The 23,668-nt window shown below is 39.7% G+C and carries 22 protein-coding genes, 1 tRNA gene and 1 pseudogene; 6 read left to right on the forward strand and 18 right to left on the reverse strand.

The genetic code is table 11. From position 1 onward, the window contains the following. Window positions 1–25: 25 nt before the first annotated feature. From AC0L7Q_RS16160 to AC0L7Q_RS16170, 3 genes are all read right to left on the reverse strand, one after another. A tRNA-Ser gene (locus AC0L7Q_RS16160) sits at window positions 26–116 on the reverse strand. A 221-nt stretch (window positions 117–337) separates the two neighbouring features. Beyond that, the gene (locus tag AC0L7Q_RS16165; RefSeq protein ID WP_010392563.1) at window positions 338–478 is read right to left on the reverse strand and encodes a hypothetical protein; all 141 of its coding nucleotides are present in this window, start codon (window positions 476–478) and stop codon (window positions 338–340) included. A gap of 761 nt (window positions 479–1,239) precedes the next feature. Then, window positions 1,240–2,034 carry a YggN family protein gene (locus AC0L7Q_RS16170; protein ID WP_413401040.1) on the reverse strand — a complete coding sequence of 265 codons (795 nt, stop codon included), beginning with the start codon at window positions 2,032–2,034 and terminating at the stop codon, window positions 1,240–1,242. A 387-nt stretch (window positions 2,035–2,421) separates the two neighbouring features. Between AC0L7Q_RS16170 and AC0L7Q_RS16175 the strand changes: the two genes are divergently transcribed. After that, the gene (locus AC0L7Q_RS16175) at window positions 2,422–2,607 is read left to right on the forward strand and encodes a PA3496 family putative envelope integrity protein (RefSeq protein WP_008108975.1); all 186 of its coding nucleotides are present in this window, start codon (window positions 2,422–2,424) and stop codon (window positions 2,605–2,607) included. 72 nt (window positions 2,608–2,679) lie between these two features. Here AC0L7Q_RS16175 and AC0L7Q_RS16180 read toward each other — a convergent pair whose 3' ends face one another. The 3 genes and pseudogenes from AC0L7Q_RS16180 to AC0L7Q_RS16190 form a co-directional block, all read right to left on the reverse strand. Next, on the reverse strand, window positions 2,680–3,171 hold the full coding sequence (locus tag AC0L7Q_RS16180; protein WP_413401041.1) for a glutathione peroxidase: 492 nt from the start codon (window positions 3,169–3,171) through the stop codon (window positions 2,680–2,682). A gap of 89 nt (window positions 3,172–3,260) precedes the next feature. After that, window positions 3,261–3,560: an AzlD domain-containing protein gene (locus AC0L7Q_RS16185; RefSeq protein WP_413401042.1), complete on the reverse strand. Its 300-nt coding sequence runs from the start codon at window positions 3,558–3,560 to the stop codon at window positions 3,261–3,263. Then, window positions 3,557–4,260 (reverse strand): annotated as a pseudogene (locus AC0L7Q_RS16190) (AzlC family ABC transporter permease). The gene AC0L7Q_RS16185 and the pseudogene AC0L7Q_RS16190 overlap by 4 nt, the downstream one beginning before the upstream one ends. Before the next feature lie 104 nt (window positions 4,261–4,364). Here AC0L7Q_RS16190 and AC0L7Q_RS16195 point away from each other — a divergent pair. Continuing rightward, a complete protein-coding gene (locus AC0L7Q_RS16195) occupies window positions 4,365–5,021 on the forward strand; it encodes a cytochrome b/b6 domain-containing protein (RefSeq protein ID WP_413401044.1) in 657 nt (218 codons plus the stop codon). 49 nt (window positions 5,022–5,070) lie between these two features. Here AC0L7Q_RS16195 and AC0L7Q_RS16200 read toward each other — a convergent pair whose 3' ends face one another. Beyond that, window positions 5,071–5,523 carry a c-type cytochrome gene (locus tag AC0L7Q_RS16200; protein ID WP_413401045.1) on the reverse strand — a complete coding sequence of 151 codons (453 nt, stop codon included), beginning with the start codon at window positions 5,521–5,523 and terminating at the stop codon, window positions 5,071–5,073. Window positions 5,524–5,601: 78 nt separating this feature from the next. Continuing rightward, window positions 5,602–6,072, reverse strand: a complete 471-nt coding sequence (locus AC0L7Q_RS16205) for a DUF2721 domain-containing protein (RefSeq protein WP_008108981.1) — start codon at window positions 6,070–6,072, stop codon at window positions 5,602–5,604. A gap of 232 nt (window positions 6,073–6,304) precedes the next feature. On the opposite strand from AC0L7Q_RS16205, the gene AC0L7Q_RS16210 reads away from it, so the two are divergent. Then, window positions 6,305–9,769, forward strand: coding sequence for a S8 family serine peptidase (locus AC0L7Q_RS16210; RefSeq protein ID WP_413401046.1), 3,465 nt, complete (start codon window positions 6,305–6,307; stop codon window positions 9,767–9,769). 128 nt (window positions 9,770–9,897) lie between these two features. Then, window positions 9,898–12,069, forward strand: coding sequence for a S9 family peptidase (locus AC0L7Q_RS16215; RefSeq protein ID WP_413401047.1), 2,172 nt, complete (start codon window positions 9,898–9,900; stop codon window positions 12,067–12,069). Window positions 12,070–12,115: 46 nt separating this feature from the next. On the opposite strand, the gene AC0L7Q_RS16220 is transcribed toward AC0L7Q_RS16215, so the two are convergent. The 4 genes from AC0L7Q_RS16220 to AC0L7Q_RS16235 form a co-directional block, all read right to left on the reverse strand. Next, entirely contained in the window at window positions 12,116–13,597 is a 1,482-nt protein-coding gene (locus tag AC0L7Q_RS16220) for a sensor histidine kinase (protein WP_413401048.1), read from the reverse strand. A 10-nt stretch (window positions 13,598–13,607) separates the two neighbouring features. Next, a complete protein-coding gene (locus AC0L7Q_RS16225; RefSeq protein WP_413402898.1) occupies window positions 13,608–14,333 on the reverse strand; it encodes a response regulator transcription factor in 726 nt (241 codons plus the stop codon). Window positions 14,334–14,420: 87 nt separating this feature from the next. Then, window positions 14,421–15,125, reverse strand: coding sequence for a spondin domain-containing protein (locus AC0L7Q_RS16230; protein WP_418157355.1), 705 nt, complete (start codon window positions 15,123–15,125; stop codon window positions 14,421–14,423). 39 nt (window positions 15,126–15,164) lie between these two features. Continuing rightward, window positions 15,165–15,866: a spondin domain-containing protein gene (locus AC0L7Q_RS16235; RefSeq protein WP_413401050.1), complete on the reverse strand. Its 702-nt coding sequence runs from the start codon at window positions 15,864–15,866 to the stop codon at window positions 15,165–15,167. Between the two features lie 182 nt (window positions 15,867–16,048). On the opposite strand from AC0L7Q_RS16235, the gene AC0L7Q_RS16240 reads away from it, so the two are divergent. Together AC0L7Q_RS16240 and AC0L7Q_RS16245 are read left to right on the forward strand one after the other, a co-directional pair. Next, window positions 16,049–16,414, forward strand: a complete 366-nt coding sequence (locus AC0L7Q_RS16240; protein ID WP_413401051.1) for a DUF4870 domain-containing protein — start codon at window positions 16,049–16,051, stop codon at window positions 16,412–16,414. A 75-nt stretch (window positions 16,415–16,489) separates the two neighbouring features. After that, window positions 16,490–16,930, forward strand: a complete 441-nt coding sequence (locus AC0L7Q_RS16245) for a YqaA family protein (protein ID WP_413401052.1) — start codon at window positions 16,490–16,492, stop codon at window positions 16,928–16,930. Here AC0L7Q_RS16245 and folX read toward each other — a convergent pair. From folX to AC0L7Q_RS16275, 6 genes are all read right to left on the reverse strand, one after another. Further along, the gene (folX, locus tag AC0L7Q_RS16250) at window positions 16,907–17,263 is read right to left on the reverse strand and encodes a dihydroneopterin triphosphate 2'-epimerase (RefSeq protein WP_008108994.1); all 357 of its coding nucleotides are present in this window, start codon (window positions 17,261–17,263) and stop codon (window positions 16,907–16,909) included. The two genes, AC0L7Q_RS16245 and folX, sit on opposite strands and share 24 nt — an antisense overlap. A gap of 3 nt (window positions 17,264–17,266) precedes the next feature. Then, window positions 17,267–17,821, reverse strand: coding sequence for a GTP cyclohydrolase I FolE (gene folE / locus AC0L7Q_RS16255; RefSeq protein WP_008108996.1), 555 nt, complete (start codon window positions 17,819–17,821; stop codon window positions 17,267–17,269). 24 nt (window positions 17,822–17,845) lie between these two features. Then, window positions 17,846–18,565, reverse strand: coding sequence for a dihydromonapterin reductase (folM, locus tag AC0L7Q_RS16260; RefSeq protein ID WP_413401053.1), 720 nt, complete (start codon window positions 18,563–18,565; stop codon window positions 17,846–17,848). Window positions 18,566–18,691: 126 nt separating this feature from the next. After that, entirely contained in the window at window positions 18,692–19,528 is an 837-nt protein-coding gene (gene nadE / locus AC0L7Q_RS16265) for an ammonia-dependent NAD(+) synthetase (protein ID WP_413401054.1), read from the reverse strand. A 73-nt stretch (window positions 19,529–19,601) separates the two neighbouring features. Beyond that, complete coding sequence (locus AC0L7Q_RS16270; protein ID WP_409424316.1) at window positions 19,602–20,234, reverse strand: YceH family protein; 633 nt, start codon at window positions 20,232–20,234, stop codon at window positions 19,602–19,604. A gap of 41 nt (window positions 20,235–20,275) precedes the next feature. After that, window positions 20,276–23,614 carry an ATP-binding protein gene (locus tag AC0L7Q_RS16275; protein ID WP_409424317.1) on the reverse strand — a complete coding sequence of 1,113 codons (3,339 nt, stop codon included), beginning with the start codon at window positions 23,612–23,614 and terminating at the stop codon, window positions 20,276–20,278. Window positions 23,615–23,668: the final 54 nt, after the last annotated feature.

Genomic DNA, 23,668 nt, shown 5'->3' on the forward strand with positions numbered 1-23,668 from the left:
GATAAAGCCAATTAATAAAAATAAGTGGTGGAGAGATAGGGATTTGAACCCTAGAGGGGCTATAAACCCCTGCCGGTTTTCAAGACCGGTGCATTCGACCACTCTGCCATCTCTCCACGTCGTGATGCAGGATAATACTTAGGAGAGTAGTCTGTGTAAATAGCAAAAAGATCGTTTGCTTAAAAAGTGAGCGTAAATGCGGTTTTTTTTATAAATAATGAAGATTTAAGGTGATTTTTAGCTATGAGGTGGCTGGCAGCAAACAGGAGGAGCTAAAGAAGAGTCTTCATTAGAGGTTGGGTGTTTGCTGCAACAATACAAAATCATGGTTGGGTGATTATTTGTATTGAATTGCACCGCCAAGTGCTAATTTTTTTCCGTAACGGTTAAGTTTAGCTAGCATTTTTGCTTTGCGATTAGTTGGCTTAACGGCAACGTGAGTTGTGGCTGTTTGGTTAAGTGTATTAATTGGGTTCATTTTATTCGCTCCATGGTTGTGTCTGTTGAAAACATGTGCATTTTGCACGCAGGGTGGTTAAAAATAAAGCGATAAAAATTACTGGTGAGGTATTAGTTTTTTTAATCCGAAACCGTTTTATTAATTTGTCGTTTAACTACTGGTTTATTATTTTTTGTATAATTATTCATCTGGGCTCATTGCCGTGTCGCTTTTATATGGGGTCTTTTCGATTTTTTTGAGTTTAAACTGTTTATGAAAAGAGTTTTTTGAATATTTATTCAGATTAAATTATTTTGTATTTGTTGAGCTTAGTTTTGCTTTATTCAAAGATTTAACATGTTATTTATAGGTGGTTAATTATTTATCAGATAAGAGCAGTAAATAAACGATAAAAAATAGTGTTGCGAAGTTTTTAAATTATAAAAAAAGTGCCTAGGTTACTAGGCACTTTGGAGTTAGTTGCGTTTTAAAGCGCTTCTAACTGGGGAGCGCACCATCTCATGGATATAAATCTAAAAAGATGGGTTTAATTATATTTGCAATTTGGGCTTACAATCATCAGCTTGGGCGGTATTTTAAGTGATCTAGAGCGAAGCGAAGATTATACTTTGGTTTGTATTTTACTATGAAGCCACAAAACAATGCTGCACAGCAAGAGTAGATCCGCTCAACAGTCTATTATTTGAGTTAAATGGTTTTAAATAGGGTATAAAACGCAAAATGCGGCATAGCTTAAAAGCAAATGCCGCAAAGGGAGATTAATGTGGGGTATTACTCTATTAATGCTGTTTAATAGTAAATAACTCATAACCCTTAAGTGCAGGAACTTGGGCGGTTAGTTGCGTTTCTTGTTGCGCTATTGCAACAAAATCACCACATAATGAATTTGCACGCTTTTCAAGTGTTTTGGCATGCAGCTCTACTTTTTCTTCTATTTGTGCGCCCATATTTTCCATGCGCTCTTCAAATGCTTGCATGTCACCGCCTGAACTCATTAACTCAGAGCCCAATGCCACTAAAATGCTGCCCATTGATTCCATTACTGCTGATTCAACCGCTGTTTCTATTTGCTTTTCAAACTGCTGTTCAAAGTTTTCACCAAATTGAGTAAAGCTTTGTTGGCCCATTACAAAAGTACCTTGCTGATAAAAGGTGCTTTCGACTTCTTGATGAATATCGTCCATTAAGGTTGAAATATTATCGAGGCCGTCAATATTAAACGCATTAGCAACTTCTTCTAGTGCCACACCTGCAATTTTAACCCCTTCAAGGGCTATATTAGCCACTTCAGGTAATTGCACGCGTAAATTGTCAGTGTAGTCGGTCATTGCTTGGCGCTGTGCACTATTTAATGCTACTTGCTCGCCATTGATAGACAGCTTACCTTCAGCGGTAAATAACATGTGCTGATTATCGGCTTTAAAAATTTCTAACTCATTGGGTTTGATGCGTACATCATTCTTAAATTCAACGTTACATTCATCGTTACTAAATGAAATTGAAGAGTCGTTCGTGTTATGGGCCATTGCTAAAGGGGTGCACATTATTGCGCTAACTAATAATAATTTTTTCATGTTTATTCTCTGTTTTTTGCTGATGATAATTAACTTATAACAAGTTTGATGCCAATTATTTTTAATATTTAAAAACAATGAGTTGAGGTTTTTTCAATACTACAAAGCTGAAGGTGAATTCATTGTAAATGCTAAAATATGGTCAAAATAACCAATAATTAAATGCTAATAAATAAAATTTATCGATACGATAAAAAACTCTCACTTTCCACAATTCAAATTTAGCGCTATTTATTCACAATACTGACACAGAGACTATTTAGGATAGCGATGTGGCTTTATTTTGACGTAAATTTTTACAGTGAATTTATGTTGAACATTTTAATTTCACCAATTATCGCGATATAAAAATCGGAGGTTGGTCTCAAGCACTTTATGGAGTGGGTTGTGGGTAAGACATTTAGTTACGATGCGCTAGATGATGATTTTGTTGAAGACGAATACGAAATGGTCGGGCGTAATCAACACGACAAGAAAAAGCAAAAGGTAAAAAGAAAGTTAGAGGATTACCTTGAGCAAAAACGCTTGCGTAAAAACCTAGGTGAAGATGACTTAAACGATTATATTGATTAGGTTTTCGCTAGTACAAATAAGCGCTATAGTTGGCAATAAAGAGGCTTTGGGCCTCTTTATACTTTTTAGCGGTCAAGCTTTAGCTGCGAGCAATGCTTTTTCAATTACTTTTTCTAGTTTTTCAGGTTTGGTAATGGGCGCAAACCGTTTAATGGGTGTGCCATCTGCCGCTACTAAAAACTTAGTGAAGTTCCACTTAATTTTTCTTGTTAAAAACCCCGGTAGTACAGATTTTAAATAGCGAAAAACTGAATCTGTATGTTGGCCATTTACATTCACTTTTTCTGCGACTAAAAAATTAACCCCGTAATTTATTAAACAACCTTGCGCTATTTGCTTAGCGTCACCAGGCTCTTGTTGACCAAATTGGTTACATGGAAAGCCTATAATAACCAAACCTTGGCTTGCATATTTTTCGTGTAATGCTTGCAATGATTCATATTGATAAGTTAATCCACATTCACTTGCGGTATTCACTATTAATACAACTTTACCTTCAAACTCTTTAAAGTCGATTGGCTGGCCTTGCAGACTAGTAGTCTTTAGTTGATGGAATGGGTGCATATAAATACGCTTATTATTTGTTTATTTTGCATAGTCTAACCTTTGTGTGATGATCTACAAAATCTAAGTCACTTCTAGAGCGCTTGCTGCTAATTTAAAATTAAAAACAGCCCCATTCCGGCCAAGGTCGTTAAGTAAATATTATGGGTTTTGTAAGCAACAATAACAGCAACGATAGCTGCACTGAGATAAGGGGTTTGCCAGTTTAGGTTTATACCCTCGTCATTTATAAATACAATTGGCACCCAAATCGCCGTTAGTACCGCAGGTGCACTAAAGCTTAAAAATTGCTGCATTTTTGGCCCTACTTTAAATGGTAAGGCGCGGTGTAAGAATAAATAGCGAGTAAAAAAAGTAATACATGCCATTAGTAAAATAGTGGTCATCATCTTTTGGCATCCTTATTTTGCACTAATCGGGTAACAACGTAACCTGCGCTCATTGCTAGAAGCGCAGAGCATACTAACCACAATTCAAAGCCTGTGCTTTTTAATAAAGTGGCACTGATCCCTGCAACAATAACAGTGACTAAAGTAGCTAAGTTTTTTATCCCTGGAACTACTAAGGCAATAAAAGTCGCTGCAATTGCAAAATCGAGTCCTAGATTGGTGAGGTCTGGGAGCATAGTACCGGCTACAATGCCAATCAGGGTCCAAATATTCCACGCAATATAAAAGCTAAAACCTGCGCTCAATGCATAAATTAAACGGGTTTTAGTACGATAGGCGCGCGGGTGGTGCGAAAAAGCAAATAGTTCATCGGTTAATACAAAGCTGACAGGCAGGCGCCAACGCATGGGTTGCTCAATTACTTTGTGACGAACCGCCAAGCCATATAAAAAGTGGCGAGAGCTAATAATAAATGTGGTAAATAGAATGGTTAGTAGGGGGTGTTACCAGCAATGAGCTCTATTGCAACCAGCTGTGCCGAGCCCGCAAATACTAGTAGTGACATGGCTTGAGTTTCAAGGGGAGTAAAGCCGTTTTGTATTGCCAACGAGCCACATAAGATACCCCAAGGAATAACCGCTAAACACAGCGGTAGCATATCTAAAAAGCCTTTTAATACTGGTTTTTTAATTGACTGCATGTGTTTGACTCTGTGCATAGGTGGAAAGACTCATCGGGATACCTTAATATTGAGAAGCTAAAATAGTTAGCGTTTTAGATGATACTTTTTTTAGGGAAGGTGCAATGTTTAAGGTAAAAGTGTGGGATGGCTTTGTAAGAAGCTTTCATTGGTTATTAGTATTGAGTATTGCTGCGCTTTATTTTAGTGCAGAAGAGGGCATGATCGAACTTCATTTTGTGGTTGGCTTTTTTACTTTAGCGCTTATTTCAACACGAATTATATGGGGCCTATTTGGCAGTAAAACAGCAAAAATATCGGCATTACTGCACTCTCCTAAATCGGTGCTTGCTTCTTTTGCTGGCAAAAAAACAAATGAGGTGGGCCATTCTGCACCTGGTAGCTATATGGTGTTATTATTTTTTATTCTGATCATAGCGCAGCTAGTAAGCGGTTTAATGAGCAGTGATGGTATTTTAACTGATGGCCCGTTAGCGCAGTATGTATCGAGTGACACGATTGATTTGGCCAATTGGCTGCACCATATCAATTTTGATATTTTATTTTATGCGATTATTTTGCATGTTGTGGCTATTATTGCTTACAAAATTAAAGGCAAGCCTTTGGTCAAAGCAATGATCACCGGCAATAAAGCACTAGCAACAAAAAGCTCAGAACCAGAGACAAAGTCACCGTGGATTGCATGGGTTATATTTTTGCTACTACTAGTTTTATTAATGAGTACATGGGGAAGTGAGCATTTAAGTTATTTGCTTAGCTAAAAAAATGGCGCTAATACAGCGCCATTTTTGTTTTTATTAACATTATTTACTAGTCTTTGAATTGCTTATGGCAATCTTTGCACCCTTTAGCCCACGCACCAAACGCTTTACCAATAACAGCTTTGTCACCTGTTTGAGCTGCTACAGCAAGTTCATCAGCATATTGTTGAAATGCTGTCGCTTTTTTCATAAAAGTATCGTTTTCAGACCATACCGCAGAAAGTGCTGATGTATCACCCTTGTCAGTGCCTGCGTAAAAAGCTTCCCAAGGCATTTTAGATAATGCCGCTGCGTTATTTGCACGCTGCTTAAATTGCTCTGCATCAAAAGGAACTTTACCTTTAAGCATGGCACCCATATCGCCTATTTGAACTGAAATCATAGAGAACGCAGCTTGGCGATACTCAATCGCATCACTCGGCTCTTTAAATGCAGAATTTGCAGACACGCTAAGTGCGCATGTAGATAGTAACGCCCCGATAAATACTTGCTTCAATTTCACTTTACTCTACTCCTTTGACGGTTATTTGATTGTATTTGTATATTAGCTAACGCTTTAATTCAAGTTAAAGCGATGTCTCTAGTCGTTTATATCAATATCAGCAAATATCATTCCTCGACGCATACTGCGGGTTGCCAAAAAAACCTCGCCAAGTAATGACATAAATGCACATATTAGCAATGCCATGGCACCAACAAAACAACTACCAATAGTGACACCTAAATTAATCGACTGTATGTGCGATAAAAATAACAGCATAACCACGGCACATACTAATAATGCGCTTAAGACACTTAAGCTGAAGGCTATGTGGATACATCGAGAACGTTTTAGGAGCGCTCTTAATTCTGTGGTTAAGGATAAGTTAAACTCCTCATCCGTACTAACTTTTAATTTTCGTTCTAACTGTCTGGCCCTGTCTGTAATACGTGCTAAACGGTTGGATAGCACCCCAAGTGTTGCTGCAATACCTGTAATTAAAAAAACAGGGGCAACGGCTGTTTGAATGACTTTAGCCATAGTTAAAATATTAATTACATCATTGTTCATTTTTTTCTCAGTGTTTACATTTTTGTTTACATTTTTTTACAAAGTTGGCTGCTTCTTTTTGGTGTTTTAAATCAGTTGTTTACGCTATTTTTGTAAGGTGTTCTGTTTTTTATGTAATTTTAATGTAGCAATGCTGTTGCTCATACAAAGGTTGGCGTTTTATATTCGGTTACATAGCCAAAGAATTAAATATAGCAAATACAATAATACATAACCTATCTTAGGGGAAACAATGTCTAACAATATAATTAAAAGAACAGCAATCGCGACAGCTGTATCAAGTGCACTTGTGGCAACGATTGCTAATGCTGCGACTTTGCCTGACGCTACAATGACCAATAAATACGCAGAGCAAATTAAGGAAATAGCTGCTGATAAAAAAGCACCTTCTGCACATATGATCGTTCTTAAGGCAAAAACGTCTGTCGATGCAGTTGCTGCTGGGACTTACCAATCATCTTCTAATCGAGAAATAACGGCGCAGATTGAGCAGCTTCAAGATATGATGACTGTTGAGTTAAATAGCTTAGATTTTAATGCAAAAGTAATTGGTAAAACTAAAATTTTAGCGCCAACCTTAATTGTTCAAGCAACCCCAGAAGCGTTAGCTCAAATTTCAAAAGATGATCGCGTTGCTAAAGTTTTACCAATGTTCGATCGAGAATTACATGTTGCTGCGAGCTCTGAATATATCAATGCTAAACCACTTATTACTGATGGTATTGCAAGTGGTAAAGGCCAACGTGTTGCAGTGCTTGATACAGGTATTGACTATACGCATGAGGCGTTTGGTGGTGAAGGTACAGTTGAGGCTTACCTAGCTGCACAGGCTGATCCAACTTCAGTTGCATGGCCTCAAGGTATCGTGCAAGGTGGTTACGATTTTATTCGTGATGATGCAGATCCTATTGAAAATGACGCGGCTAACTCTCCATCAACGGGTGATCCAACAGATCACGGTACATCATCTGCAAACTCAGTAAACGGTATTGCACCTGATGTTGAGTTATATGCATATTCTGTATGTGGTGGTGGTTGTCCAAGTGCAGCACAAGCAGCAGCATTAGAAGCGGCAATGGATCCTAACGGAGATGGTGATATTTCAGACCGTGTTGATGTGATGAACATGTCTCTTGGAGGTGAGTTTGGTGACACTTACACTGGTGGTGGTACACAATACTTAGTTCAACGTGCAGTTGAATTAGGCGTAAATATGGTCATTTCTGCTGGTAACGATGGCGACAACCCGTTCCGTATTGGTGGTCCAAGTACTACACCTAATGCACTATCTGTTGGTGCTATGACTCACCCAACAACTGAAGTTGGTATTGCAACAGGTACTGTTGCAGGTGTTGAAGGTAATATCCAGCCATCAAGTTTTGGTCCGCAAGAAGCGTTTACAATTTCAGGTGCCGATATTGAACTAGTTTATCCTGAAACAAACGCAGATGGTTGTACTGAATTTGCCGCAGATGTTGATTTTACAGGCAAAGCAGTATTAATCGACCGTGGCGCATGTGCATTTACTCAGAAAGTATTGAATGCGCAAGCTAAAGGTGCTGAGTTTGTAATGATTGCAAACAACAACGATGATGGTACTCCTGCACCTATGGGTGGCTTTGATGCTGCAGTTACAATAAAAAATGTAGGGGTTAACTTTGCTGCAGGTGCAGCATTAAAAGCTCAGTTAGCTGCTGGCGGTCCTGCGACGTTTGATATCAGCATTGAATTGAAAACAACAGCGGGTGCGGTTGCTACATTCTCATCGCGTGGTCCTTCGATGGATGGCTTATTAAAACCAGAAATTACAGCGCCAGGCACAAGCATTGATGTAGCAGCATCAGGTACTCAAACGGGGACTAATCCTGTGTCGGGTACGTCATTCTCAGGTCCAATTACAGCCGGTGCGGTTGCTATGATCCGTGAAGCACATCCAGAGCGCAATGCGTTTGAGATTAAAGCAACAATAATGAATGCTGCGAACTTAAATGTAACCAATGAACCTCTTGATATAAATCCTGACTCAGAGCTTGCACCAATTAGTATGATAGGTGCTGGTTTGGTTGACGTTACTAAGGCGGTTAATCTACCAGTTGCGGCATGGGTGCATGACGGAAAGTTTGATACTAAACAAGCTGCGCTTTCTTATGGTTTAGTGAGCCTTGCAGAAACAGGCTCTATCACTAAAACGGTAACCGTTAAGAACTTCTCTGCAGATGCAAAAACTTATAATCTTCGCACAGAAGCGCGTTATCAAAGTGATATTGATACTAACGCAGTTAGTTGGGATTTCCCTGAGTCTGTAACAGTTCCTGCAGGTCAAGCGATTAACTTTGATATTACAATGACGGTTGACCCAACTAAATTACCTGTATGGGAATTGGAAAACCCATTCAGTGCAGATGACATTGCAGCAAGAAGTGCAGCATTAACATCAATCGAATTTGATGGTGCGTTAGTATTCGATGATGCATCTACAGATAGCGATCATGATTTACACCTTGTTTATCATGCAATGCCAAAGGCGGCGACTGAATTAAGTTACTCACCTGAAGTTGTTAATAATGAAATGGCATTAGTTATTGAAAACACAGGTCAAACAGAAATTACGCCTCAAGCTGAAAGTGTAATTGCAGTGGGAACAGAAAAAACAATTGAAGAGGCTGAGTTTAATATCCTGTCTACTACTTTCTCTGCGTTTAATTCAGAAGCGTGTGATTCAGGTGTATTTATAACTTCTTCCATTCAATTGCGAGATCCATTAACACATGTATTCCAAGCTGGGTACAGAGTTGAAATCGACACAGATAATAACGGTGTCTCAGATCAGTATATGCAAAACTATAACGATCGTGGTCGTCAGACTGCATTCCCTGGTCGTAGTCGTACTCTAATTGGTACAACTGATGGTGCGGGTAATGATACATTGGCATGGGCTACTCCGCTTTACCATGCGGCAGGTGAAGATACAATTACCTTCTCTGGTTGTTCTGAGTTGATGAATATTGATGCAGCAATGATTGGCGAGCCAATGAACTTTAAGGTATCAGTGGGCTACCCTAGCTATCAAACAGGTGTTTACTTTGAAACTGATAGCGTAACAGGTTCAACGGTATTTGGTGTACAACCTCAGGTACAGATTACTTCACTTGAAACGGGCGAAGCAGTTTCTTCAATTATGCCAGGAGAGAAAGCGGTTGTTTCTGCAAGTGGCCCGTTTGCACTATCGCAAGGTTCAGGCACTAACCTTATTAAAGTTATGGCAGCTGAAGACCTAGAATTACCAGACGTTGAAGCACCAAAGCTGGTTGGCGGTGAGTTTAGTGTTTCAGAAGATGCAGCCGATGGAACTGTGATAGGTGCGCTTACTATTGAAGAGTCAGAGTTAGATTTGGCCATTTCAGAGTATTACGTACAATCAAATACAAATATTGGTCTTGCTGTTGATGCAGATGGACAAATTGTGGTTGCAGATACAACTTTATTAGCAGGTGATACATCTGCAGAAATGGAAGTTGTTGCTATTGATGTTCGTGGTAATGTATCTGAACCTGTAATGGTAGCGGTTAGCATTACAGCGCAAGTAGCACCTGTTGTTACTCCAGAACCAGCGAAGAAAAGCTCTTCAGGTTCACTAGCTTGGCTAACATTACTAGTTGCACCGTTTGCATTTATGCGTCGTCGTAAGCAAAAGTAATATACTAACTTAAATGTTTATAAAAGGGAGCTTCGGCTCCCTTTTTACATAGCTTCACAAACTAAATCTCTGTGCTGTTAAATATTAGGTATATTTAACAAAAATAAAAACTACAGAGATTCTAATCAATGAAACACACTCCATTTGTTCTTACTTTTATATCCTTAGCTATTTTAGGAGGGTGTAATAAAGCCCCTGACGCTGAGCAATCAGCAAAGGTTGAAAATGTAGCTGCTCAAACCGAAGTCATGCCACCGATTGCGAAGAAAGTGCCATATGAAATGACAATCCATGGCGACACTCGCATCGATGATTATTACTGGATGCGTGATGATGAGCGTAAAGCTCCTAAGGTGATTAGTTATCTTGAGGCTGAAAATGCTTACACAGATGCAATGCTTGCGCATACTAAAACACTGCAAAGTAGTTTATTTGAAGAGCTTAAAGGGCGAATTCAAAAAGATGATGACACTGTTCCAGTAAAAGACGGAGAGTACTATTACTCGTCGCAAACTCGCGGCGATAACGAGTACGCTACTTACTTACGCAGTAGTGATTTTGCAGGCACTGATCAAGAAGTTATTTTAGATGTAAATGAATTAGCTAAAGGCCATGACTATTTTGCGGTTAGTGGCCTAAATGTAAGCCCAAATGATAACTTAATGGCGTATGGTGAAGATACGGTGAGTCGCCGTGTTTACAATATAAAAATTAAAGATTTAAGCACTGGTAAATTACTAGAAGACACGCTTGAAGGCACTAGTGGTTATGTTGTGTGGGCGAACGATAATAAAACTGTTTATTACATTAAAAAAGATGCGCAAACCTTACTCGGTTATCAAGTTTATCGTCATACGCTTGGTACATCACAAAGCGATGATGAGCTTGTATACGAAGAAAAAGATACGAGCTATTACACAGGTATGAGCAAGAGCAAAGACGGCTCAGAAATTTATATTTGGCATAGCAGTACTGATGCATCGGGTTTGTCAGTACTGAGTGCAAACGATGTAAATGCTAAGCCAAAGCGTTTAATTGAACGTGAAGCCAACCTTGAATACAGCATTTCAAAATTAGGTAATACTTATTACATTGTGACTAATTTAAATGCGGTTAACTTTCAGCTTATGAAAGTTGATATTGATAAAGCCGGTGATAAAGCAAATTGGCAAAGTGTGATCCCTGCTCGCGAGGATATTAAACTCGAAGACGTTGAGTTATTTGATGACTACTTGGTATATCAACAACGTGAAATGGGTCAATCAACACTGATTGCGCGTAATTTAACATCAGGCAAAGAGTTACCACTAAGCTTTAACGACAGTGCGTACACCATTAATGCGTACGGTAATAACGAATTAAACAGCGATACGCTACGTGTGTATTACACCAGTATGACGACGCCGGGTTCATCTTATGATGTTAATTTGGCCACTGGCGAAAAAACATTATTGAAGCAACAAGCAGTATTAGGTGACTTTAACGCAGAAAACTACGCGTCTGAGCGTATTTTTGTTACAGCACGCGATGGTGTAAAAGTACCGGTGAGTTTGGTGTATCGAAAAAAGCTATTTAAAAAAGATGGCACTAACCCATTATTGCAATACGGCTATGGTTCGTATGGTGCAACAATGGATCCTAGTTTTTCTTCTGCACGATTAACGTTGCTTGACCGTGGTTTTGTATTTGCAATTGCCCACGTACGTGGTTCGCAAATGTTAGGGCGCCCGTGGTACGAAGCGGGTAAATTACTCACTAAAAAGAACACGTTTAACGACTTTGTAGATGTTACTAAGTCATTGGTAGCCCAAGGGTATGGCGATAAAGAGCAAATTTTTGCCCAAGGTGGCAGTGCTGGTGGTTTATTAATGGGCGCAGTGGCAAACCAAGCGCCTGAGCTATATAAAGGTATGGTGGCTGCGGTTCCATTTGTTGATGTGGTTACTACTATGCTTGATGAGACTATTCCGCTTACAACTAACGAGTATGGCGAGTGGGGTAACCCTAACGAGAAAGAATATTACGATTATATGTTGTCGTATTCACCGTACGATCAAGTTAGTAAACAAGACTACCCTAATATGTTAGTAACAACAGGCTTGCACGACTCACAGGTTCAATATTTTGAGCCAGCAAAGTGGGTTGCAAAACTGCGTGACTACAAAACAGATGATAATAAACTACTATTTAAAATAGACATGGAAGCCGGCCATGGCGGTGCTTCTGGTCGTTTTAAACGCTTAGAAGATGCCGCGTTAAATTATGCATTTATGCTTGATTTAGCCGGTATAAAAAAATAGCCACCCCCAAATTCAACTAAGTAATGAGCCAAGGCGTAACGTTAAGTTACGCCTTTTTTTGTGGCAAATTAAAGCTAAACATAGTGCCTTTGCCTATCTCACTTTGAACATTTATTTCACTGTCCATAAGCTTTAATAGTCCACGGCAGATAGCAAGCCCTAACCCACCTTGTTGACGGCCCGCTTTATTAGAATTACTAGCTTGGTAGTGGGGATCAAAAATAGCTTGTAACTCATCGTGTTTAATACCGACTCCGGTATCCGAAACTTGCACAAATAATTGATAGTGGTTACTTCGTCTTACACTAACCTCAATACTGCCCCCAAGGGGAGTATGCCTAATTGCATTATCGATTAAGTTACTTAAAACGCGCTCAAGTTTGGCTATGTCGGCGATGACAGGGAAGTCACAAATTTCTGGCTCAACCGATAAATTAATGCCTTTTTGTTGCGCAACAATACTAAACTTAGCAATACAATCGTAAATGAGCTCTCCTAGGTTAAATGTTTCTTTATTAATGTTTATTTGGCCATTTTCTAAGTGAGCAAGTTCAAAAATTTGCTCTATAAGTTGCTTTAGTTGCCCACAGTTATTTAATGAAACTTGTAAGTATTCTTGCTGTTCTTGTTTACTTAGTTTGTCACCTGACTGATTTAACACTTCTAAAAAACCTTGTAGAGAAGCTAGTGGTGTTCGCAGATCATGGGAGAGATGAGTAAGCAGCTCTTTACGTTGTTTATCACCTTGCTCAAGTGCTTTAAATTGCTCGTTTATACGCGTTATCATCGCTTGAATACTTCGAGCTAGGCTGTGGACTTCGTTGCTTTTTTGATTTGAATAGTGACTTAGTTTTGTATCGGTTAGGCTATAGTTAGTAGCCTCAATATTGCTCACATCTTTTGCAAGACGTTGAATAGGGCTTGTGAAAAATCGCAGTAGAATAAGCATCGCAATAAATAAAAAAACGAGTGTTGAACCTAGCCATATGGCAGCCACTAATAACGAGTCGTTACTTTTTATATTATTGAGTGAGGTGTCGTATGCCTCACCACCAATAATTATATATAAATACCCTTGTAATACATTGTTGTTAAATACAGGCGCCACAGAAAATATTTTTTGTTGCTGTGGGTCTCGTGGGTTATCACCATAAATAGGTGTTGTATTTGGGTTGGCAATCAGCTTTTTTAGCGGCTCTAAATTAACGTGTGAGCGCTTTACTTTTCCGGGTTCTGCGGAGTAAGTCAATATTTTTCCGCGTTGGTCTACAAAGTAAAATTCAAAGGCAGGGCCTAACAGCATTAGAGTATGAAACAGATTTTCAAGGGCTTCGTAATCGTATACGCCTTCTTTTATTAATGGATTGTCTTGTACTAAATGTTCAGCCAGTGCTAAATGTAAGTTTTGTTCGCCATGATGTTTGGAGTTGAGTTCTAATTGTTTACTCCAGCTATAAACCAGCGCACAAATAAAACAAAAAATAACGGCTAACGACACTGCTAATTTTTGGTACAAAGAAAGTTTCATAATAAAAATCTTAATTAAGTTGGTTTGGGTTGAGTTTGTATCCCACACCCCAAACGGTTTCTATAATGGGGGTTGGTTGATGTAATTCGAGCTTTGCGCGCAAGCGATTAATATGCGAATTAACCGTATGTTCGTAGCCGCTGTGTTGGTACCCCCATACTTTATCGAGCAGTTGTTGGCGGCTAAAGACATGATTTGGGTGACGTGCAAAGTACACAAGCAAATCAAATTCGGTGGCGGTTAGGTTAATTGCCTGTTCTGCTAAGTACACTTGATGAGAGTCAAATTCAATGTGTAGCGAGCCAACATAAAGCGTTGTTTCGCCCTTAATCGTATTCTGGTTAGTATTTTGGCTCGCGAGCAATTGTGCTCTGTGTCGCAGTTGGGTTTTTACTCTGGCTTGTAGTTCACGTGCAAAAAAGGGTTTACAAATATAATCGTCGGCGCCCATTTCTAGGCCAATAACTCTGTCCATATCGCTACTTAGTGCTGTTAGTAAAATCACTGAGATAGTTGGATAGTGTTCTTTTATTTTACGACATAAACTCAATCCATCCATTTGCGGAAGGTTTATATCCAGTAAAATAAGCCCGTAAGATTGTTTAGCTATTTTTTTCAAAGCCAGTTCAGCACTTACAACATGATCCACATGTAAATTTAGCGATGTAAGCTGTGTGGTAATTAATTTACCAATTTCTCTGTCGTCTTCAACTATGAGTAACTTTTCATGGCGCATCATTTATCCTCGTAAAAAAGGGGGCTTCCGTGCTCCCCAACTTCCCCATTAAAAGCTGGTATATCGAGGTTGATATTGATAAACGAATTACTGAGTGCGGGTAATAACCACTTTTGCTAATGGGTTATCAAATTTATGTTCAGGGCTAAGCACTGAGCTAGACAAGCCATCTTCATTTGTAACTACACCTGGGTGTCTTGCTACAAAATTAACATCATCACGGGCTTCATTAAAACCTTCTCCGCCATCAGCAGGACCGGGTATCGTACCAGCTGCTTCTGTATTTGCTTCAGTACCTGCATCATAAGCAACGGTAGTGCGAGTTAAAGAGTCGCCGACGGCTAATGAAGATACATCTAAAGCACTAAGACCGGTAAACCCATCATTTGTATTCACCATCATAGTGGCAAGCGACAACTTAAGTGCCTCAAATGAGTCCGTGGTTAATGTAATCGTGGTATTAGCACCAGGTCCAACAAGACCTTCGCTTGATGCGTTGGCTATGGCGTTTTCTAATGCAAGCAGTTGGCTGTTATCGCCTCCTTCAGCTATTGTTTCTAATGCAACTGAGGCCGCATTGCCAATTTGCCAAAGAGTGCCTTCAGTGTGTGCAATAACAGCAATAGGCGATAGTGGCTGCCCCGCGGTTAAATTGCTGACGGTAACATCAAATGTATAGCTTACATGCTCAGGAGTTGGCGGTGTGACAACCTGAACAGGTTCGTTTCTGTCGTTATCGCCACAGGCTGCAAGTGAGGCTGCAAGTGAGGCTGCAAGTGCAACAACCGCGATGCTTTTTTTAAGTTATTTAAAGATGCCATGATAACGCTCCTACTTAACCGTAACGGTTAGCTTAGCCACTGGGTTTAACCATCTGTGAACCGTATTACTTAAATCGCTATTACCTGCGGTTAAATCGTCGTCACCTAACGTGCCTGGGTGAATATGCACGTTAATATTGCTATCGGTACTTGTTAAGCCAGCGCCGCCTGTGCCCGCATCGCCACCTGGGGCTGCAGGAATACCTGGCGTACCCGGTGCACCTGAGCCATCAACAACGAGTTCATTATTGTGCTCAGTGCCTGCATCGTATGCATTTAAGTAAACAGTATAAGTGCCTGCTTCGGTTGGAATTTTCCAGCTATCCAGGCCAACAAAGCCATCGTTTGTAGGCAGTAACATAGCGGTTACCGAGAGGTAATCATTACCATCGGTTGTCATTAGTGTGGCCATGGTTGATGATGAAGGTGCTAATAGGCCTCCTGCTGGGTTTGCAGCCATGTCGCTACCTGCTGCAGTCGCTTGTGCCATTAGTTCTGTAATATTGCCACCTTCAGCCATTGTTTGTAATGCGGTAGAAGCTTCAGTTGCAACTTCAAAAAGCTTATCTTCGCTGTCGTGTGCTGTAACTAGCAGTGGGGTAAAGTGAATGCCTTGGGTTAGGTTGGTTATTGCTAAGTCTAACTCTGCAGCTATGGCTGACTGGTTAGCTACCGCTAAAAGAGTTGCAAGTGTAAATGTTGAAGCTTTCATTTTTATTTCCTGTATGTGATGATTCGAGATAAGTATTGAACAATCGTCTCCAAAAACTCTCACAAACTTATCACTTTTTTATCACAGCAATTTAGGTTGTGATTTTTTACAAATAAATAGATAAGTGGTGTTATATACCTGTGTATAATTAAACCGGATTATAAAAATTAAAGGATTGTGCTATGGAAGAAAATCAAGAAATTAAAGTCGTTAATAAAGATGACCGCACTTGGGCAATGCTATGTCATTTAAGTGCATTAGCTGGGTTTATTGTGCCATTCGGCTCTGTGTTAGGTCCCCTTATTATCTGGCTAATTAAAAAAGATGAAATGCCTATAGTTGATATACACGGTAAAAAAGCGCTTAACTTTCAAATTACTATGGCTATAGCTTACTTTGTGTGTTTTTTACTAATTTTTGTAGCTGTTGGTTTACTACTGTTACCTATGGTCGCTATTTTTTCATTTGTGATGGTGGTTATCGCAAGCGTAAAAGCCAACGATGGCAAAGAGTTTAATTACCCACTTAGCTTAAATTTAATAAAATAAGCGTTTTGATTTACGTTAAAAAGTCGTTCAAACCCAGCTTAATGGCTGGGTTTAGTTTTTAGTCACAAGGGAACAATGCTCTATATAACATTATTTTTTACAGCATTTATATCGGCTACGTTATTACCTAGTTCGTCTGAAGTATTAATGGGTGGGATGATAATGCAAGGTAATACTAACTTATGGCTACTTTGGTTTGCAGCAACCTTAGGCAATGTATTAGGCAGTTGTGTTAATTATTGGCTTGGAACACAAGCATTACGCTTTAAAGATAAAAAATGGTTTCCAGTTTCTGAAAAAGGGCTCAAAAAAGCGCAAAAGCAGTTTAATAAATATGGAATATATAGCTTACTGTTTGCGTGGTTACCTATTGTTGGCGATCCACTAACCGTTATTGGCGGCGTGTTTAAAGTACGTTTTAGTATGTTTTTAGTGCTGGTAACACTTGGCAAAGGGCTACGTTATATAGCTGTAATAGCCCTTGCCGTTGGATTATTTGTGCCAGTCGAGAGTTAGTGACACAGAGTCTGCAAAGCGCAGCGCATGGGGTTTATCCACCCGGGCTTTGGCGTAATTTACACTTGGGTGCGAGTGGCAAACAGCAAGAATTTCAGCAACTAGTTTTTCTAACAATAAAAAGTGGCCTTGTTCAACTAAGCTAATTACTTCTTTAGTAATTACTTTGTAGTTGAGTGCTTGCTCTACTTCATCTGTTTCACAAGCTTGATCAGCCGGATAATGAATTTCTAAATTAATGACTACATCTTGTTTTTTTTCACGTTCATCAGGATTAAAGCCAATAAATGTGCGTAATCGTAAGTTAGTTACATTAATTATTGCGTTAGCCATAGATTATCCTTTGATCAGCTGTAAAAACTCATTACGTGTTTTCGGATCGGCTCTAAAGTTACCAAGCATAACCGAAGTACGCATACTTGAGTTTTGCTTTTCCACGCCACGCATCATCATACACATGTGCTTTGCCTCAACAATGACGCCTACACCTTTGGCACCGGTTACTTCCTCAACCGCTTTGGCAATTTGATGGGTTAGCTGTTCTTGAATTTGAAAACGGCGAGAGAACATATCCACAATACGTGCAAACTTAGACAAACCTAACACTTTGCCATCAGGGATATAAGCAATGTGGCAACGACCAATAAATGGTAATAAATGATGCTCACACATAGAGTAAAGCTCTATATCTTGTATCAATACCATGTCGTCAGCATCTGAGGTAAATACTGCATTATTAGTGATTTCGTTAAGCGTTTGGCGGTAACCTTGAGTTAGGTACTCCATCGCTTTTGCAGCGCGTTTTGGAGTGTCTAGCAACCCTTCACGTTCTGCATCTTCACCGACTGCGGTTATAATTTTTTGATAGCTCTCTTTTAATTCGTTATGCATAAGTTTCTCGTTTATTTAGATGACTTACTTAAGATGGCGACCACCATCAACAGGTAAAGCACGGCCTGTGATGTAATGGCTGTTCAGTAGTAGGTCGATACTATTGATAATTTCTTGGCATCCAGGTTCGATACCCATTAATGATTTTTTCAAAGTTTTAGCGCGGTACTGTTCATCATCATGTTGGTTAAAAATAATTAATGATGGTGCGACTGAGTTCACTTTAATATTAGGTGCATATTTAGCACTAAATGATTTGGTTAAGTTATCCAAGGCGGCTTTGCTGGCTGCATAGGCTAAGTGTTTTGGGCTGCCAGTTTCCACTACGTAATCAGTTAGATGAATAATGTCAGCGGGCTTAGCGTGAGACGCCTGATAATTTAATAGTAAATCTGCACAGCGTAAGTTTACCAAGTACGGTGTTTTTGCATGAATGCGCATCATATTGTCAAACAGCTGTTCAAACTGAGGGTTGTTAGCTTCACAGTCCCAGCTTGATGCATTATGAATTATCGCGCTTAGTGAGTCAGTCTGTGCTTTAAGTAATGTAATAAAAGTATTAATACCCTCATCAGAACTAAAGTCAGCATAAAGACAAGTCGCCCCTTGTTGCTCTAGCAAATCTACAGCTTCATGGCGGGTACGATAAGTAATAATAACCGCTTGCCCTTGGGCTATAAAGTGCTGTGCAAGCGCAAGCCCTATACGTTGTCCTGCACCAGTAATCAAAATCGGGGGTGTCATAAAATATAAAACTCTCTTTTGGCAAGCGCTAAGGTTAACCGTTAAAATTTAAGCCACTTATTTTTACGCCATGTTTACGTAAAATATAAGCGGCTCGATCAGTTAAATCACACTTATAGTATTGATTTAAAAAGCATCGTATATTGTTGGAATAGGCTGGCGCTTGTGTTGTGTACGTTGGTAAATTGCAATCAACGTTTGTTCTACATGTTCTGAAACCGGTTTACCTTCTAAAAAGTCATCTATTTCTTCATAGCTTAAGCCAAGCGCTTCTTCGTCAGTTAAACCTGGTCTATCACTTTCTAAATCGGCAGTAGGTGCTTTTTCAACTAACAGTGCTGGCGCGCCTAATGCTGTTGCCAGTGCTCTTACCTGACGTTTAGATAGGCCAAACAAAGGGGCTAAGTCACAGGCGCCATCGCCAAATTTAGTATAAAAACCAGTAATATTTTCGGCGCTATGGTCGGTACCTACAACGAGTCCTTGGCAAAATCCAGCAATTTCATATTGTGCAATCATGCGTTGGCGTGCTTTCACATTGCCTTTAATAAAGTCTATTTTTTCTTGCGTTGGCAGTGGCAGTTTATTTCCAGCTAAAGTTGCCATTGTTTGCTCATGAAGGGCGTCGGTTGCAGGCTGAATATTAACAGTCATACGGGTGCTGGGCTTAATAAAATCAACCGCCATTTGTGCTTCGCTTTCATCTGCTTGCACTCCATACGGTAAACGCACCGCAATAAATTGATACTGCGTGTCTTGGTGCTCTTGATTAAGCTCATTAACAGCAAGTTGGCATAATCGGCCACAGGTTGATGAGTCTACACCACCACTAATACCCAGTACCAGTGAGGTTGAGTGTGCGGCTTCTAAACGTGCTTTAATAAAGCCTACTCGGCGTTTAATTTCAGCGTTAACATCAATACTAGGCTGAACTTTCATTTCAGCCATAATTTCAGCGCGCATGGCCCGCTCCTTAAAGTTAAAAAGTTTTAATGCTCAAAAAAGAATAGCTATTATGTGATTTCAAATTACACAATTAAAGCCCTATATACTCTTTTATTTTTTTAAGTTCAGCTTTTAGTTCGTTAATTTCAGCAAGTAGGTCATTGAGCTCTTGGTTTTTTAACTCGTCTGTAATGGTTTGTGTTGCTATTGGCTCATCGTTCTCTGCAGAAGGTGCTGCAAATAAATGGATATAACGGCTATCACGCTTACCAGACTCACGGGGAAGTTTTTTAACATGGCTATTTTCAATCAATTGTTCAAGCGATGCTTCAACGTCGTCAATACTGGTAAAGTCAGCTAAGCGAGCGCAACGGGTTTTTAATTCTCCGGGTGTTTGAGCTCCCCGCAATAATAATAAACAAATAATAGCGCGTTGTTGTGCGTTAAATTGTAAGTGGCTAAATTGTGTATTACAAAAGCGATGGTCGTACTTAGATACGCGGCCACAGAGACCTTCATCTTCTGTTACTAGGCGTAAGTCGATTAATTCGGCGATAGTAGTCTGAACTTGCTGTTGGCTTAATTCGAGCACAGGAGCACGGTTTGATTTTTGATTACAAGCATTCGTTAAGGCATTTAATGATAGCGGGTAATGTTCAGGCGTTGTTGTTTGCTTTTCCAATAAACAGCCAATAACTCTTTGTTGTTCAACTGATAACTGCATAGTATCCCTTACTTCATCGATTCTATTTTAAGCTTACACTGTTATTTAGCGCTAAGCCATTGTTGCAATTTAGCATGCATAGCAGGACCATCGAGAGGCTTACTTAAATAGTCGTTCATCCCGGCATTTAAACATTTGTCTTTATCTCCGCGCATTGCATTAGCCGTTAGTGCAATAATGGGGATGGTTCGATTCTCTTGACCCGCAAGGCCTTCTCTAATAGCGATAGTTGCTTGATACCCATCCATAATAGGCATTTGGCAATCCATTAAAATAATTTGATAAGTGTTTGCAGTTGCTCGGTTTAATTTGGTTAGGGCGTCTTTGCCATCTTCTGCAATATCAAAGGTAAGCTCAGCTTGTTTTAATAATGCACAGGCAACCACTTGGTTTACTTTGTTATCTTCTACAAGCAACACATGGCCTTTCGCTTTTTTTTGTTTATTAATCGCTGGAGGCAGCGCTAACTCTTTAGGTTGTGCTGCCAATGTACCTTTTACCAGCGTGTTATATAAATCAATAGCAGTGAGAGGTTTAAAAATTAAGGCTGCTTCATTGTTTCCATAAAATAAATTGCTTTTTGAATAGCTCATTGGGGCCATAATCAAAATGTGGCTTTTCACTAAAAAATGTTTCAACTTTTCAGCCAAGGGGTGTGCTACCGGCTCTAAAAAGCTTGTGTCAATAATTGCTACATCCGGTGGCGTTTGTTGATGATTACTTATATAAGTTTCAACCTCTTCATAATCACATACTGCACTGACATCTGCGCCCCATAGCATTAATTGCTTCTCGATGATGGTGGCATTCATCTCGCTATTATCAACAATGAGTATTCGCTTTGCTTGTATATGTTGGCAATCTAAATCAAATGCTTGGTCTATCACTGAGGTAATGCTAACTGAAAAAGCAAAGGTGCTGCCTTCATTAGGTGAGCTATTTACACTTACTTCGCCTCCCATGAGTTCGCACAGCTGCTTAACTATTGCCAAACCTAAACCAGTGCCGCCATATTGGCGCGTTGTTGATGCATCAGCTTGAGTAAAAGAGTCAAATAACTGTTTTTGCTTATCTAAACTAATACCAATGCCGGTATCAATAATCGCGCACTCTAAAGTTGTATTGTCGATAGTTTTTTCTATGGCGGCGGTTACCAGTACTTGTCCGTTTTGAGTAAATTTTACGGCATTGGCAATCAAATTATTTAAGATTTGTCGTAATCTATTTGGATCACACACAATCTCACTGGTGCTTACATGCGTAGTATCTAAAATTAATTGGGTGTTATTGCTTTCGGCCTTGAGCGCAAACGACTCAACAATCTCGCCGAGTAATTGTGGTAGATTAAATTGAATGCTTTCTATGTCTAACTTACCAGCCTCTATTTTAGAAAAGTCTAAAATATCATTAATAATCCCTAATAAAGATTCTGCTGACGATTGGGCAAGTTTTATATGATGACGTTGTTGCTGATCAAGCGAGGTCGTTTGAATGATATTAAGCATACCTAACACCCCATTCATCGGGGTGCGAATTTCATGACTCATGCTAGCTAAAAACTCACTTTTAGCGATCACTGCCTGTTCAGCAGCTTCTTTTGCCATGACTAGTTCTGCTTCGGTTTCTATGCGTTGTTCACTAGAATAAAGGCTTCCTATTAGTGCGCCGATAGCAATTAGAAAACCTTCTTCGTTTTGCGTCCATGCTCTAACGCTTGCTTGCTCTGCGCACACAACACCAATTGAGCCGCTGCCTGCGGGGATCATTACACAGAGCATTGCTTTAATAGGTGATGGCTCGAGGTAGCTTTTTGCTATGGGTGCGAGACAAGCTTGTTGCTGTGCGTCTTGGGCGCTAAAAACGGCTTTGTTTTCTAGGGTGGTAAAAAAGTCAGGGATGTCGTGCTGGCGCCAAGGCGTATTATTATCACTGTTATTTTGGCTATAACTCGCAATAGGACTCAGCTGAGTTTTGTGTTTATCAAACAAGCGGATACTCACTGTATTCACTTTAAGTGCACGACACACCGCACGAGTAATTAGCTCTTTTGATTCGCTTAATTTACCTTTTAATATGTGGTCGCTAATAGGTAACGACGCTAAGGTTTCATTAAAACGAGCTATTTTTTGATCTTCTATTGCTACCTTTTTACGGGCATCAATATTTTGTAGTGAGCCGAATATTCTGGTACAACGCCCATTTTTATGCTCGGCTTCACCATGTATGAGTGCCCAAATTACTTCGCCTTTGGCATTAATAACTTCCAGTTCGGCCTCGTAGCTTTCACCATATTTAACCGCCCTGGAAATTAGTTCAGCCGCCTTATCTCTGCTTTTACCTTCTTTAAAGTAATATAAATCGGATGACCATTTAGGTTGCTCATCTAAAGGGTATTCAAATATCTTTTTGGTCATGTCTGACCAAAACACCTGCTTTTTTTCTAAATTAAATGACCATGCGCCCACTTGCGCTAGGTTACTCATTACTTCGAGCATTTTTTCGTTTTCGTGTTCTCTATTGAGCATTTTTAAAAATAAAAAAAACGCAAAAATAAGCAAACTCAAAATAACAATAATAACGATACGTAACGGCCAGATAGACGACGATGCCGGCTGCCAGCCTGTTTTTGGCACTACATAGAGCTGCCAAGCTCCGCCTTGAAAGTTTAGGTTAAACTCAAGCGGGTTTTGGCTGGTAATTTCTGGGTCACCAAAGAAAAACTCACCTTGTTTACCTAACCCGTTGCGTCCTTGAATAGCAACGGTGTATTTTTCTTGTAATTCGAAAATCCCAGCGTTGTTATAGACTTTTTCTATATCGAGTACCACAGAAAGTAGCCCCCAAAAAGAGTGGTCTTCAGGTAAATAAACTGGCACTCGTGCAATCAAAGCTTCACTGCCTTGAACTAACGTGAGCGGTCCAGCCATTACAATAGTATTATTATCGCGTGCTTTAATAGCATCATCGCGTTGCGCTTTATTTTCTAAGAAATTGAGTCCAATGGCTTTTTCATTCCCTTTAAGCGGGTAGGTCATTGTAATGACCATATTAGGTGCAGCACCAATATTACGTAGTTCGTTCGAGGTATTAAACAGTGGAGCGGCAATTTGCCCAAAACGTGTTTGGCTTAAATTAGGCTCGGCAGCAACGGCTACAGCCAAGCCTCGTATTAACTGAATATTAGATACCAAAATAGCTTCAAGCTGAGCTCTGTAGGTACTTACTTGAGAAAGTACTTGTAAACGGTAAGCATCTTTTGCCCGATTATAATTAAGCCGTTCAAGCACTAAGCTTGTTATTGCAATTAAAGTGATTGCAAATAAAAAGGTAAGCTTAAAATTATAAATGGATGTGCTTTTACTTTTGCGCTGTTGCCACATAAGGTGTAATTAAATTGTTAATATAGAAAGCTTAACTATAGCTAACTAACACTA

This window comes from Pseudoalteromonas sp. KJ63-1, from assembly GCF_055808145.1.